Below are 13205 nucleotides of genomic sequence, written 5' to 3'. Positions count from 1 at the left end.
TTGCTTGATCATGACTTAATATTAATAATACTGTACTCTGTTACAACCTGCTTAAAAATTCACCCAAGGCAAATTTTGATTACTCAGTAAAGCCAATACCTTGGTACTATCAATGGGTCGAGAAAAAAAGTAACCTTGTCCCCACTCACAACCTAATTCAGATAAGATTTTCAATTGTCCTAGGGTTTCTACTCCTTCCGCAATTACTTCCATCTTTAAGTGATGAGCTAAATTAATAATCGTTCTGACAATATCAGATTGTTCTCCATTTTCTCCCATATTGCTCACAAAAGACTTATCAATTTTGAGTATATCTAAAGGAAACCGATGTAAATAACTCAAAGAAGAATAACCCGTGCCAAAATCATCCATACAAAGTTTAATTGAGCGTTCCTTTAATTGGCTTAAAACTTCATTAACATAATCTGCATTATTAATGATCATACTTTCGGTAATTTCCAGCTTCAAATGATTGGCATGAATCTGGGATTGATGAATAATTTGATCGATTTTTTCTAATAAATCGGGTCGCGATAGCTGACAACCCGATAAATTGACCGCCATGGTTAGGCGGTGGTGACCATAATTTTCCCAGACACGCAATTGATTACAGGCTTCTTCGAGTACCCATTGTCCCAGTAATGCAATTAAGCCCGTTTCTTCAGCAATGGGAATAAATTGCACTGGGGAAACCATCCCCAATTCAGGATGCTGCCAGCGTAAAAGCGCTTCAAATCCAGCAATCGATCCGGTTTTTAAGCAAGTAATGGGTTGATAATAAACAATAAATTGATTATCTTTCAAAGTTTCTGGGCGTTCTAAAATTTGAACTGCACGACGCAAATCATTTTCAAGTTTTAATTGATTCATGACTCGCGTATGAGTTTCTAAATCAAAGACTTCATACCGAGCGCGGCCTTTAGATTTGGCATGATACATGACAATATCAGCATCCCGAAGCACTTGTTCAGGTCGTTCATAAGCGGTAGAACTCAGTGCTATACCAATACTAACAGTGGACAGAATTTGGTGACCATTAACTGAAAAAGGATCGGCCATATTTTGATGAATACATTCTGCTAACTGATTGGCTTGAGACCAGTCTGAGATATGGGTTAATAGAATGGCAAATTCATCACTCCCTAAATGGGCAATTAGGGTCTGTTCTGTGGACAAATGAGATTGTTTTTCTGTAACCCCATTGAGTCGTTTGGATAACTCAATGAGAAGGCGATCGCCAATCGTATGTCCGAGAGTATCATTAACCACTTTGAATCGATCCAGATCCAGAAATAAGATGGCAAATTTATACCCTTTAGAAGCTTGAGCTTCTTCAATCGCTTTTTGTAACCGATCCATAAACAGAAAGCGATTCGGTAAACCTGTTAAGGGATCGTGGTAAGCATTATAACGTAGTTGAGTCGCAATTTTTTCTTTTTTGTCGATCTCAGCTTGTAGTTGTTTTACCGCAGCTCTAAGCTTAAACGTCCGTTCTTCAATAGCTGCTTCGAGTTTGGTTTGAATATGATTGAGTTCTGCTTCTGCACGATGGTGAGCGATCGCCCCCCCGAAACAATCTGCAACAGTGGTTAAAATCCCAATTTCTTCTGCTGTCCATTGGCGATCGGTTTGACAATCATCAAACTCAACAAAACCCCAAAATCGTCGATCGACAAAAATCGGCAGTACCAACAGAGAACAAATTTGGCGATCGCCTAATAACTGTTTTTCCCATTCTGGTAGTTCACCCAGATAACCCGTAATTGGCTTTCCCTGGGAAAGTCCATCATACCAGCGCCGCAGCACCGTAGCATAAGATAAATTTTGTAATTCTAGATTATTAAAAGGAAGAGAAATTAATTCTGGAGTCCATTCCCACCATTGACTAGCCAATAAAGACTGGGTAACCGGATCGGTATGATTCTGGAAAATATACACTCGATCGATCCCCAGCGCTCCTCCCAGATGAGCTAAAGCTAGATGCATCGCTTCATGGCGATCCGAAACAGTCAGCAAGCAATGAGTGGCTTGAGTCACCCCTTGAAGAAGACGAATATGATATTCAGGATCGAGCATAGAAGCTTAGGGAAAATGTATCACTGAAAACAGTCGAAATTGCTACCATAGGCGATCGCTATTGCACTCAATTCTTGCAGTGTAGTCAGCGAGGTTAAAACCCAACCACGACTTTATCCAGAGCAGAAAAGTAAGAGGCGATGAGAGAGTTAATAGATCTCTATAGATCTCTACAACTCTATCCTAGCAATTTCCTGAGCAACACCCCTGATTATAGGCACATTTTCTAAGAGCATCACTTATCCATCTGGGCGATCTATCTGTAGATTCACCAATAAACATAACTTTTAGATTACAATTTAGCTCACCTTAAAAAAACCAATCATTTGTTTTAATTGCTCTGCTTGATCCGCTAACGCTTCTGACATCCTTGAGAGATCTTTCGCTAACTGAGAATTTTGTTGAGTCACTTCATCTAACTTCCCAATCGCTTGATTGATCTGATTCGAGCCTTGTAATTGATCCTGACTAACAACATTAATTTTTTCAACTAACTGATTGGTACTTTCAATACCGGGCAACAATTTATCCAGTAAACTTTCTGCTTTAGTAATACTCATCATACTAGAACTGGCTAATTGATTGATTTCTGACGCAGCATTGCGGGTACGAGTTGCTAATCTTCTCACCTCAGCAGCAACCACACTAAACCCTTTTTCAGATTCCTGCGATCGGGCAGCTTCAATACTCGAATTTAAAGCTAAAACATTAGTTTGCAGTGCAATTTCTTCAACCACACTAATCTTGTCAACAATCGACTTCATAATTTCCACGGCTGCTAACATAGAATCACGGGTTTCCTTGGCACTGTTAGAAGCTTGATTAGCCAAGTTTAGGGTTTCCGAAGCATGGTTAGTATTGTGACGAATATAATTAACCATATGATTAATAGATGTAGAAGCTTCTTCTGTAGATGCAGCTTGTTCTATTGCCCCTGAAGCCATATTCATAGCCTTCTCTTTCATGGTTTGACTACCAAGAGCTACTGAGTTACTAACCATTTTGACTTGTAAAAGGGTTGACTTAAAAACTTCTACCATCTGTTGAACTGAATTCATCAACTGACCGATTTCATCTTTACTTTTGACTTGAATATCTGTTCTTAAATTTCCCTGAGATAATTGGGAGTTGATCTGGATAGCTTCTGCCAGGGATCGACTAATTGACTGGGTAATCATAATCCCCACAAAAATACTAAAAAATGAAAAGATCGCCAGTAAAATAAAAGTATTTATAATCGTCTGCAATCGCGCCCGATCTGCTGCGGTTAAAAATTCCTGGGCCTTATTCTCAGCAAAATCAATGATTTCTTGGATATCAAACAATAAGCTCTCTACATATTTTGCCCCTTTCTCCTGAGTAATATTAGCGGCAGCTTCCGACTGGCCAGCTCTCATTAAGCGAATCACTTCATCCCGAATCGGCTTCCAATCCGTAAACTTTTGTCGAGCCAGATCGATTTGCTCAGGATCGCCTAAAAATTGACGAGTGATTTGATCGAATTCAGCATAAACTTCCTGTTCATACCGATCCACTTGGAGACGAGCTTTTTCAAGACTCTCTGGATTCTTAGCTAAGGCGATATCTTTCATGGAGCGATGCATTTTTACAATCCCTGACTCCACGCGCAACACCGAGGTACTCACCAAGTAAGGATGGTTATAAAGTTTATTGGTTAACTGAGCAAGACGGTTTATACTCACTAGGTTATAGAGACTCGTACTGATGACTAAACCTGTCATTAATCCATAACTTAAAATTAGGCGCGTGCTAATTTTCATCAACTCTTAGCTCCCATTAATATTTATAATGAGCAACGATCGGATTATGCCGGAATAAACTCAGTCACTAGGGTAAGCTGAATCAGTCCCAATTTCCAGGGTTGACCCGATGACGAAATTTTTACCCCAGTTCCTGAAAAGAGCAAACCGAGGTCAGGTCTGAAGGTTTCTATCTCTATTTTAAGTTGCTCTACAAACCGATCAGTTTGTAGAGTCAACTTAGATTCATTTTCCCTAGAAAACAGCTCAATTATGGCATCATTCATCAAGCAAAAATGTCCAGGATTATAAGGTTGTCCTGTGGCTAAATCAATTTGCAAATCTTGGTCAATGGATTTGATATTTAAAAGGGCAACTAAGCGCAAGGTTCCGGCATCCCATCCCCATTCAGGTTGGAGGACACAAGCTGGAACTTGACCGAGCAATTGCATCAAGTCATAGGACAAGCTGGTTAACTCCCAGAGGAGATAGGACATCCATTCCATTAAGGAAACTTGGGGATTAAGCTGTAGAGCATCTTGGATTTGGAATCGCAAGGGAGAAGGGATCGTCTTTTGACTCGATCTTTCCTGGGATAGATTCAGAGTGCCTAAGATTTGCTCCGTAATGGCGATCGCCTTTAAAGGACTCTCTGCATCCAGTGGATCTAAGGTTCCCAGGCGATCGAGCGCGGGATACAGAGCGCTAGAGAACAACATTTGACGATAGGCACTCATTAATAATGGATCGGTGAATCGAATTTCGATTTCTAGATCCCCCTCCTTCTCATCCGGCATCCTTTCTTCTGGAATCCACTCTAAACCTAGGGTGACTTGCGCCGTACCAGAAAGCCAATCTTTACCCGGTTCCAGGATATCCACCAACACCGGTTCAGTCCAGAATTGTACCTGGGGAGTCTGGGTATTTAGCTCCTCCTGCCAGTGTTGGATCAGATCTCTAGCAGGAACAGGATCGGTGATTGATGGGATCAAAATCTGAAACTGGCTGTCTGGATTGGGAAGAAGGGGAGGAGGCGCAAAAGTCCCTAAATCGATCGCCCATTCAATCGATGGGGCTTGCACCTCTAGAATAGGAACCGCACGCAATATACCCCTCTCTCCAGAACCATCAGCTTCCCATTTCTTCCCTAAGACTCCTCCACTCAGTTGCATGAGTCCATAGGAACTCGTAGCAATGCTCCAGAGCAGTTGCACGCTCAGATCTTCAATCAACCAGTTGGAATCTTGGGGAGATAAATCAGCCCTATGAGGCGGTTCAATCTCACTGAGACGATCTAAGACTTCATAGACTTCTTCCGTAACATAGGGCAGTAGATTTTCTGGAGTCCAAGGCAAATGTTCTGGCCAACCTCCTTGAGGCGATCGCAATTCAGCCATCAGCACCATCAACTGCTCCATAGCTCTCTGGAGCGCTTCTGAACCAGACCGGTATTCTATCGTCCGACGAGCATTCCAAGGCTGAGTTAAGCGAATTAAGGTTTCACTAACTCTTTCTGGATCAAAGTTTTCTCTAGAAATATAGTCTGACTGCCCCATTTCGGTCATGTGGGTCATCCTATTCAAATCGGACGGAATCCGATCGCTTCCACCGTTGATGGGGTATATACCCATGACTCTGTTGCCTCAGTTTGATCTCCATGGGTTACCCTTTCCCCATCAGCAGGCACAACCGGCTCGTCGGAACCCCTATCATCTTCACCTGAAAGTCCATTAGAAGCCCTCATCGGGTGAGATTGCAAATGATTTAAGGTTTCCACAAAATCCCGAATCCCTTGAAATTTCCCATAGACTGACGCGAAGCGAATATAGGCCACCTCACTCAAGGATCGCAAATGCACCAAAACCTGTTCGCCAATTTCGCTACTGGTTACTTCCCGTTCCGCTCGTTGCTGTAAATAAGTTTCGATGCAGTCAACCAGTCGCTCCAATGTGGCCAAATCAATGCCCGTTTTTTCACAAGATCGCACCACTCCCCTGAGCAGTTTTGAGCGATCGAACGATTCCCGTTGTCCATCCCGCTTCAAGACCGTAATTGCAACCAATTCAACCCGTTCGTAGGTGGTAAAGCGGCGCTTGCACTTCAGGCATTCTCGCCGCCGTCTCACGCTTTGCCCGGCTTCGGCAGAGCGCGATTCCAAAACCCTACTATCCGTATGCTGGCAAAATGGACATTGCATAATAATATTGAATCGTTAAGCCTCTTCGCGGGATGGACTGTTCCTACATTGAGATTAAATCTCTAATGGGAGATCGTTATTTACCAATTTTCGGGGGATCGCGGAAGGCGATCGCAAAGAAAATGGTTCCCAAAGCTAATGCTAGAACTAATATATAAACCGTGCTTTCCATAATTTAACTTCCCAATTGGGTAATGGATGAATGGCACTTATTTTATCTTACTTTGAAACCAAGAAAAAGTAGGAGTAGACTTACCTACTCCTACTTTTTCGATTATGGGTTCGGGTAGAAACCCATCCTCAAGGGGTTAGCTCAGTCTCCTAAGCCCCTTCTTTACGGGTGGTTGTATCACCCACTTTAGCAAACAAACCGAACTCGACTTGTTCTTCTAGATCCGAATCAATACCCGCAAATACATCTCGGTATAGAGTCCGAGAACCATGCCAGATATGACCAAAGAAGAAGAGCAGAGCAAATACGGCATGGCCATAGGTAAACCAGCCTCTGGTACTGGTGCGGAATACACCATCAGAACCCAGAGTAGCGCGATCGAATTCAAACGGTTCACCCAATTGGGCTTTCCGAGCGATTTGCTTAACTTTAGCGGGGTCAGTAATCACTTGACCATTGAGTTCACCGCCATAAATCGTTGCTGTTACCCCAGTTTGCTCGAAGCTATACCGAGATTCAGCACGACGGAAGGGAATGTCAGCGCGAACTATGCCATCTTCATCCGTAAGGACAACCGGGAAGGTTTCAAAGAAGTTAGGCATCCGACGCACGCTTAAGATCCGACCTTCTTTATCTTTGAATACGGGGTGACCTAACCAGTTTTGGGCAATGCCATCACCATTATTCATCGGCCCAACCCGGAACAAACCCCCTTTAGCTGGAGAATTTCCTACATAATCGTAGAAGGCCAGTTTTTCAGGAATTTTATTCCAAGCTTCTGAAGGACTATCTCCACTCGCAATGTTGGCTTGAACTCGGCGTTCAATTTCTTGTTGGAAATAGCCCTGATCCCACTGATAGCGAGTGGGGCCATAGAGTTCGATGGGGGTAGCGGCGCTACCGTACCACATGGTTCCAGCCACTACGAAGGCGGCAAAGAACACCGCCGCGATACTGCTAGAGAGTACGGTCTCAATGTTACCCATCCGCAGGGCGCGATAGAGTCGCTCTGGGGGACGAACTGTGAGATGGAATAATCCAGCAATGATACCAACCACACCAGCAGCGATGTGGTGAGCGGCAATTCCCCCTGGGTTAAAGGGATCAAATCCCGCCGGCCCCCATTCTGGGGCCACCGGCTGGATACTTCCGGTGAGGCCGTAGGGGTCGGATACCCAAATCCCTGGCCCAAAGAGGCCTGTGACATGGAAGGCTCCGAAGCCAAAGCACAGAAGTCCAGACAGGAATAGGTGAATACCAAACATTTTCGGCAGGTCTAGGGCGGGTTCACCGGTACGAGCATCGGTGAACAGTTCTAGATCCCAGTAGACCCAGTGCCAGCAAGCGGCTAGGAATAATAGACCCGATAGAATAATGTGGGCTGCGGCTACCCCTTCAAAGGACCAGAAGCCAACATTGGATACGGATTCACCCGTAACACTCCATCCTCCCCAGGAATCGGTGACTCCTAGACGGGCCATAAAGGGCATGACAAACATGCCTTGCCGCCACATGGGATTGAGGATGGGATCGCTCGGATCATAGATAGCTAACTCATACAAGGTCATTGAGCCAGCCCAACCTGCAACCAGGGCAGTGTGCATCAGGTGTACAGCGATTAGACGGCCTGGATCATTCAGGACGACTGTATGTACTCGGTACCAGGGTAGTCCCATTGACTACGCTCCTCCTTTTAGGATTTCTAAATCGACGATCAACTCAAGTGGTTTTGCCTTGTTTTTCGTTTTTTCGGTAGACCCTTGAAGCTAGATCCTGAGTCTACCTTAATATTAAATCAGCGACTCCTATTCAGATAACAAGACTTCTGGCTAGGAGTGCTGGTTTTTTTCATGAGAACGAATATAACGAATTGTAACCAGTGATGGAACCGATTGCAAGCTAAAATCGATTACTCTCGTTTCTTGTTGATTTTGGCCATAAGGATACCCAATAGTGCAACATTTCTTTATAATTCTTAATGAGAAGAAACAAGAGGTGATAATGGCTAATATCCAATTTGTCAATGAGAATAAAGAGGCGATCGCCGCCGATGGGGCTAACTTACGCCTAGAAGCTCTAGAAAAGGGGATCGATATCTACAAGCTGATCGGTAAAATGACCAATTGTGGAGGCGTTGGTCAATGTGCGACTTGTATTGTAGAGATTGTCGAGGGCATGGAAAACCTCTCTCCTAAGACCGATTTTGAACAACGAAAACTGAAGAAAAAGCCAGAAACCTACCGTTTAGCCTGTCAAACCTTAGTCAATGGCCCCGTCAGCGTCAAAACCAAACCGTAACTTCTGCTAAACAGGGGGTAAATTTCGGCGATCGCAAAAATGGGACGAAAACTCCATCCTTCCAGGACGGCTTTAAGTTAAACTAAGAAAAACATAACTTAACCGTTGACTAAAAGAGGGCTGTAGTTTATGCAAGTGAATGAATTAGGATTTGTGGCCAGTATCCTATTTGTCCTGGTTCCTGCTGTATTTTTGTTGATCCTGTATATCCAAACCGCTAGTCGTGGAAGCAAAGGCACTTAATTGTCCTGGCTTGTCACCATTAGATAAACCGAAAATGCTGAGACCCTTTTGCTCTCAGCATTTTTTATGGACTCTCAACCCTCTCTAATTACTGGAACTTCTAACCAGTAATACCGGACAGTTGGCCTTAACACGCACATAGTCAGACAGAGAAGATCCCAATAAGCGATCGAGATCCGGTAAACCTTTAGCAATAGAGGGGCGACGGTCTGGAGAACCCAACACCAATAAATCGGCATTCTTTTCTTCAGCAATCTCGCAAATTTTTTCCCCGGCATTCCCTACAGCATGGAGCAGTTCTGTATTCACCCCAAAGGCTTTAGCTTTCTGAGCGGCTGCCGTTAAAATGGGGTCTTGATCGGGACTGGGGATTCTCGATTCTGGATTCACATGCAACAGGGTTAGGGAACTCCCCGAAACCTCTTGCAGCAGTTGCAGGGCTACCCGGAGACTCTCCTGAGCCGCTTCTGAGGCATCTATGGCCACTAATACCCGATTGATACGCTGGACATACACATCATCTTTGATCAACAACATGGGACGGGTCGTAGTCTGGAAAACATATTGACTCACAGATTGTTGCAGGATCGATTGGAGGCGGCCTAGGGCCCGAGAACCCATGATAATCAGATCCGAGTTTTCTTCTTCAGCCACATCCAGAACGGTTTGTTTGGGGTCTCCTTGTTTGAGGCGGGGATTAATCCGGTCTTCATCAAGTTTAAGGGATTTCACAGCTTCCGCTAGGATTTTGCCCCCTTCTTCTAACCGGTTGGCCATAGCCGTTTCGCTAGATTTCTTGGGAACGATATGGAGAACGGTTACCTGAGCTTCCCGTTGAATGGAGGGAATCTCTAGGAGCATGTTCATCATTTGTTCGCATAGGCCTCGGCCCGCAACGGCAACTAAAATTTTCTTGAACATAGGGGTAATTCCACCTGTATTGAGGAAATTTTTCTTATCATTTAAGGATAATCTGAAGTTTGAACGTAGAATCTTAAGAAAAGTGTCAGAAAAACCGATCCCCACTGCTGGAATTGTAGCGGTTACGCCTAAAGCATCCGATCCTGGCGATCGCCCTTGGTTTGAATATCCCCTTTGTGTCTATCCCCATCATACGGACTATGCTGGGGTGGTTTGGCATGGAGCTTATCTGCAATGGATGGAGGAGGCACGGGTGGAGTATTTCCGCTCCATTGGCCTCGATTTTGCTCAATTGGTGGCCATCGGATGCGATCTACCGGTGGTGGATTTGTCGGTGCGCTATCATCAACCGCTTCAGTTAGGGATGAGGGCGATCTTGAAAACTCGTTTGGTGGAGATTACGGGGGTTCGCCAGATTCTCCAATCTCAAATTGGTTCGTTAGATGAACGGGAGCGTTATCTGACGGCTCAAGTGACGTTGGTGGCGATCGATCGCCAGAGGGGTAAGGTGATGAGAAAATTGCCGCCGATACTTACAGATGCGCTGATGAAGTTGTCTTAATCTCTGGTGTGTGATTGGGGGTGGAGAGAGGCTAGAGCAGCTCAATTCGATTGATTACTCATGGGCGATGCTTTGATAGTAGCTGGAGATGACGGCCACAGTAAACCACCAGAGAGTATTAACTTGGGGACGATACCAAACCGTATCGACTGCACCATGCGCCATCATCGCGATCGCGATCGCCAATGCTCCCATGAGCCACCAAGCCTCAGTGGAAGTCATCTCCCGCAGACGTTGCAGTTGTTTCCATCCTTGATAAAAGGTGACGGCTAAAAACCACAGAAACACGCTTAAGCCAATGAAACCCGTTTCTACAGCCGTTTCTAGCAATACAGAATAGGAACTGAGGGCAGAATATTTCGGTTCCATAAACAGGGGATAGATCTTATTGAAGGCGCTATTCCCTGGGCCAATGCCGATGAGGGGATAAGCTTCAACCATCCGTAGAGCGCCCATCCAGACATTAATCCGGAAATTGTTACTGCTATCACTGCGACCGACAAAAATAGTAGAAACGCGATCGCGAACGGGAGGCACAAATAGCACGGCACTGGCAAACAAGACCAGCAAAACCGCCAAGGTTAAGGGGAGAGCAAACTTTTGCCAAAAGGGAGAGGATAACTTAGCGCTCCACCAATACACTGCTAACAGGCCAAAGGCCGTTAAAGCGACTACAAAGCCAATCCATCCCCCCCGGCTATAGGTCAATACTAAGCAGGCAGAATTGACCGTGAAGGTTAAGATCGCCAAGATTTTGGGAAAAAAGCCCTTCCAGATCCAAATCGCCGCCAAGCCCCAAATCGCTGCCGGTAAGAGGTAGCCAGCTAGGAGGTTAGGATTACCCAAATAGCTATAGACGCGGGTGACATCGGCTGATGCTGAACTGGGGTCAACCCAAGTGGCCAGCGATCGCGCCCCAAAAAAGTATTGGCGAATGCCATAAACCGCTACTGGCAACGTCGTTAATAAATAGATGGTAATTAAACTAGAGCGAATCCGTTGATTGCGGGCTAGTCGAGCAGTGAAGGCAAAAAAGAGCAGATACAGACTCAGTTTAATTAACCCCTTCAAGGCAGCCATTTTTACTGGAGATAGGGCTGTAGCCACCAGAGAAATGACGGCAAATAGGAAAACCAAGCCATGAATCGGAGTAGTCAGGGGTTGGTTTTCTTGCTTGGGATCGTCGGAGAGGGTGAGTAAGATCCAGAACCCGCCACAGGCTGCCAATAGCACTCCAATTAAACCGGTGGAGACAAAGGGACTAAAGCCTAGAACCAAGGCAACTAAGGTAGCGCCGATCCAGTCTGCATAGGCCATGATGGCACTACCAGAGCGCCAAGTTCTCAGCGATCCGACAATTCGATGCAGTAGCGATCCTTCTAGCCAAGGATCGAGGGCAAAGTTAGATAACAGTAAAGTTTCCCACATGGTGATAATTAGGGAATAGGGAATAGCGCTCTAAAACTTAAGATAGGGCAATTGGGCGGCAGTGGCCCGAATGGAGTCTACTCCTTGTAGGAGTTGGCCGCAACTGTCCCATGTGCCGGAGGTGAACATCTGTTGCGCTCCCGATCCCAGATGCACCGAGTTGGTGTTGCCATCCCACTGTACGGTTAGGGTATTGAGGTCTAGGGTAAGCTCGATTTGGGGATTAGCGGCGATCGCCGTTTGCAAGGTTTTAATTACGTCCCTTGAAGCCGTGACGCAAGGCAGTCCAATGGCTACGCAATTACCGAAGAAAATTTCAGCAAAACTTTCGCCGATAATGGCTTTGATTCCCCAACGGGCGATCGCCTGGGGCGCATGTTCGCGACTGGAACCACAGCCAAAATTACCATTGACTACCAAGATCCGTGCTTCTTGATACTGGGCTTGATCGAAGGGATGTTCCCCCTGCATGTGGGCGCGGTCATCCTGAAAAACCACCTCTCCCAACCCGTCAAAGGTGATACAACGGAGAAAACGAGCAGGAATAATGCGATCGGTATCAATATCATCACCGATCAGGGGAATTCCAGGGCCAGAAATTTGTTGAATTTGACTCATAGTCAGGGTTTAACGGGCAATGCTATAGTATGTTACAGCGTTTTGCGCTGTTGAAGTCAAGAGGCTTCAACTATCACCCAATCTAGTTTATTATCCATGAGTTTGCCTAAATCTGAGAACCGAGAACTATTAGAGCGCTTAATTTTTGACGATCAGATGCCTGAAGATTGGGCTAGGGATGTGTGGGATATGAGTCCCACCTTGGGGGAGACGGCTGCTAAGTTAGTGGACGGGTTCGCAGCCGTGATTGAATGCTGCTCAGAAGAGAAATTAGATAATTTGGTGCGATCGCTCTATCGTAATCAACTAGAGGACTAATCACAATTGCCCAAACGAAATCCATTTTTAATTTCTAATTTTTAATTTCTAATTGATCTTATGTCATCCCAACAACTCGGATTAATTATCGGCGGTTTAATTCCCGCCTTATTGTATGGTTTCGCTGGTATATTCGCCAAAGTTAGCAGCACTGCGGGAATGCCTATAGGCGCTCATTTGATCTGTATTGGTGTAACGGTAAGCCTAGTCGGAGCCATTATGCAGCAGGTTTTACCCGCTCCTTTACCGTCAACTGGGGCAATGATTTCATCCTCCCTGCTTGGCTTACTCTGGGGCTTAGGAACGGGATTTGTAGCGCTGGGGTTAATTAAATACCAAGCTCCCCTGTCTAAGTTAGTTCCGCTCTACAACATGAATACCTTAATTACGGTGGTGTTGGCTTTAATCATTTTTCTGGAATGGAAAACCGTCGATCCCCTGAAACTCAGTGTAGGCGCAATTTTAGTGATTGTGGGCGGTTTACTGGTTTCTAAAGCCTGAATCAATGAACAATGAACAATTAACAATGAACAATTAACAATGAACAATTAACAATGAACAATTAACAATGAACAATTAACAATTATGGGCAATTGCTAATTAATTCTCCCC

The 13205-nt window shown here is 45.1% G+C and carries 14 protein-coding genes; 5 read left to right on the top strand and 9 right to left on the bottom strand.

Features of this window, described 5'->3' with window-relative positions; all coding sequences use genetic code 11:
* Positions 1 to 51: 51 nt before the first annotated feature.
* From AC3FZD_RS22270 to psbB, 6 genes are all read right to left on the bottom strand, one after another.
* Positions 52 to 2076 (bottom strand): bifunctional diguanylate cyclase/phosphodiesterase, encoded by a 2025-nt coding sequence (locus AC3FZD_RS22270; protein ID WP_488738127.1) that lies wholly within the window; start codon positions 2074 to 2076, stop codon positions 52 to 54.
* A gap of 299 nt (positions 2077 to 2375) precedes the next feature.
* Complete coding sequence (locus AC3FZD_RS22265) at positions 2376 to 3857, bottom strand: methyl-accepting chemotaxis protein (RefSeq protein WP_488738126.1); 1482 nt, start codon at positions 3855 to 3857, stop codon at positions 2376 to 2378.
* A gap of 44 nt (positions 3858 to 3901) precedes the next feature.
* Positions 3902 to 5467, bottom strand: coding sequence for a hypothetical protein (locus tag AC3FZD_RS22260; RefSeq protein ID WP_488738125.1), 1566 nt, complete (start codon positions 5465 to 5467; stop codon positions 3902 to 3904).
* Complete coding sequence (gene nrdR, locus AC3FZD_RS22255; RefSeq protein WP_488738124.1) at positions 5416 to 6033, bottom strand: transcriptional regulator NrdR; 618 nt, start codon at positions 6031 to 6033, stop codon at positions 5416 to 5418. The genes AC3FZD_RS22260 and nrdR overlap by 52 nt, the downstream gene beginning before the upstream one ends.
* A gap of 76 nt (positions 6034 to 6109) precedes the next feature.
* Positions 6110 to 6205 carry a photosystem II reaction center protein T gene (locus AC3FZD_RS22250; protein ID WP_271936322.1) on the bottom strand — a complete coding sequence of 32 codons (96 nt, stop codon included), beginning with the start codon at positions 6203 to 6205 and terminating at the stop codon, positions 6110 to 6112.
* A 149-nt stretch (positions 6206 to 6354) separates the two neighbouring features.
* Positions 6355 to 7881: a photosystem II chlorophyll-binding protein CP47 gene (psbB, locus tag AC3FZD_RS22245; RefSeq protein WP_488738123.1), complete on the bottom strand. Its 1527-nt coding sequence runs from the start codon at positions 7879 to 7881 to the stop codon at positions 6355 to 6357.
* A gap of 325 nt (positions 7882 to 8206) precedes the next feature.
* Between psbB and AC3FZD_RS22240 the strand changes: the two genes are divergently transcribed.
* The gene (locus tag AC3FZD_RS22240; protein ID WP_283753019.1) at positions 8207 to 8503 is read left to right on the top strand and encodes a 2Fe-2S iron-sulfur cluster-binding protein; all 297 of its coding nucleotides are present in this window, start codon (positions 8207 to 8209) and stop codon (positions 8501 to 8503) included.
* Positions 8504 to 8632: 129 nt separating this feature from the next.
* Positions 8633 to 8746, top strand: a complete 114-nt coding sequence (psbM, locus tag AC3FZD_RS22235) for a photosystem II reaction center protein PsbM (RefSeq protein ID WP_488738122.1) — start codon at positions 8633 to 8635, stop codon at positions 8744 to 8746.
* 84 nt (positions 8747 to 8830) lie between these two features.
* Here psbM and AC3FZD_RS22230 read toward each other — a convergent pair whose 3' ends face one another.
* Positions 8831 to 9667 carry a universal stress protein gene (locus AC3FZD_RS22230; protein ID WP_488738121.1) on the bottom strand — a complete coding sequence of 279 codons (837 nt, stop codon included), beginning with the start codon at positions 9665 to 9667 and terminating at the stop codon, positions 8831 to 8833.
* A 97-nt stretch (positions 9668 to 9764) separates the two neighbouring features.
* Between AC3FZD_RS22230 and AC3FZD_RS22225 the strand changes: the two genes are divergently transcribed.
* On the top strand, positions 9765 to 10229 hold the full coding sequence (locus AC3FZD_RS22225) for an acyl-CoA thioesterase (RefSeq protein WP_488740410.1): 465 nt from the start codon (positions 9765 to 9767) through the stop codon (positions 10227 to 10229).
* Between the two features lie 54 nt (positions 10230 to 10283).
* Here AC3FZD_RS22225 and AC3FZD_RS22220 read toward each other — a convergent pair whose 3' ends face one another.
* Positions 10284 to 11657, bottom strand: a complete 1374-nt coding sequence (locus AC3FZD_RS22220) for an IctB family putative bicarbonate transporter (protein WP_488738120.1) — start codon at positions 11655 to 11657, stop codon at positions 10284 to 10286.
* Positions 11658 to 11687: 30 nt separating this feature from the next.
* Positions 11688 to 12275: a 3-isopropylmalate dehydratase small subunit gene (gene leuD, locus AC3FZD_RS22215; RefSeq protein WP_488738119.1), complete on the bottom strand. Its 588-nt coding sequence runs from the start codon at positions 12273 to 12275 to the stop codon at positions 11688 to 11690.
* 96 nt (positions 12276 to 12371) lie between these two features.
* Between leuD and AC3FZD_RS22210 the strand changes: the two genes are divergently transcribed.
* Positions 12372 to 12593, top strand: coding sequence for a hypothetical protein (locus AC3FZD_RS22210; RefSeq protein WP_488738118.1), 222 nt, complete (start codon positions 12372 to 12374; stop codon positions 12591 to 12593).
* Between the two features lie 60 nt (positions 12594 to 12653).
* A complete protein-coding gene (locus AC3FZD_RS22205) occupies positions 12654 to 13094 on the top strand; it encodes a hypothetical protein (protein ID WP_488738117.1) in 441 nt (146 codons plus the stop codon).
* The last annotated feature ends 111 nt before the right edge of the window (positions 13095 to 13205 follow it).

This window comes from Roseofilum sp. KMC-1 (assembly GCF_057802075.1).
The sequence above is the reverse complement of the archived record's forward strand: the minus strand, read 5'-3'. Positions and strand labels throughout refer to the sequence as shown.

Coding starts and splice junctions, on each gene's coding strand:
- AC3FZD_RS22270 (WP_488738127.1), bottom strand. CDS start 2,076: ATGCTCGATCCTGAATATCATATTCGTCTTCTTCAAGGGGTGACTCAA.
- AC3FZD_RS22265 (WP_488738126.1), bottom strand. CDS start 3,857: ATGAAAATTAGCACGCGCCTAATTTTAAGTTATGGATTAATGACAGGT.
- AC3FZD_RS22260 (WP_488738125.1), bottom strand. CDS start 5,467: ATGGGTATATACCCCATCAACGGTGGAAGCGATCGGATTCCGTCCGAT.
- nrdR (WP_488738124.1), bottom strand. CDS start 6,033: ATGCAATGTCCATTTTGCCAGCATACGGATAGTAGGGTTTTGGAATCG.
- AC3FZD_RS22250 (WP_271936322.1), bottom strand. CDS start 6,205: ATGGAAAGCACGGTTTATATATTAGTTCTAGCATTAGCTTTGGGAACC.
- psbB (WP_488738123.1), bottom strand. CDS start 7,881: ATGGGACTACCCTGGTACCGAGTACATACAGTCGTCCTGAATGATCCA.
- AC3FZD_RS22240 (WP_283753019.1), top strand. CDS start 8,207: ATGGCTAATATCCAATTTGTCAATGAGAATAAAGAGGCGATCGCCGCC.
- psbM (WP_488738122.1), top strand. CDS start 8,633: ATGCAAGTGAATGAATTAGGATTTGTGGCCAGTATCCTATTTGTCCTG.
- AC3FZD_RS22230 (WP_488738121.1), bottom strand. CDS start 9,667: ATGTTCAAGAAAATTTTAGTTGCCGTTGCGGGCCGAGGCCTATGCGAA.
- AC3FZD_RS22220 (WP_488738120.1), bottom strand. CDS start 11,657: ATGTGGGAAACTTTACTGTTATCTAACTTTGCCCTCGATCCTTGGCTA.
- leuD (WP_488738119.1), bottom strand. CDS start 12,275: ATGAGTCAAATTCAACAAATTTCTGGCCCTGGAATTCCCCTGATCGGT.
- AC3FZD_RS22210 (WP_488738118.1), top strand. CDS start 12,372: ATGAGTTTGCCTAAATCTGAGAACCGAGAACTATTAGAGCGCTTAATT.
- AC3FZD_RS22205 (WP_488738117.1), top strand. CDS start 12,654: ATGTCATCCCAACAACTCGGATTAATTATCGGCGGTTTAATTCCCGCC.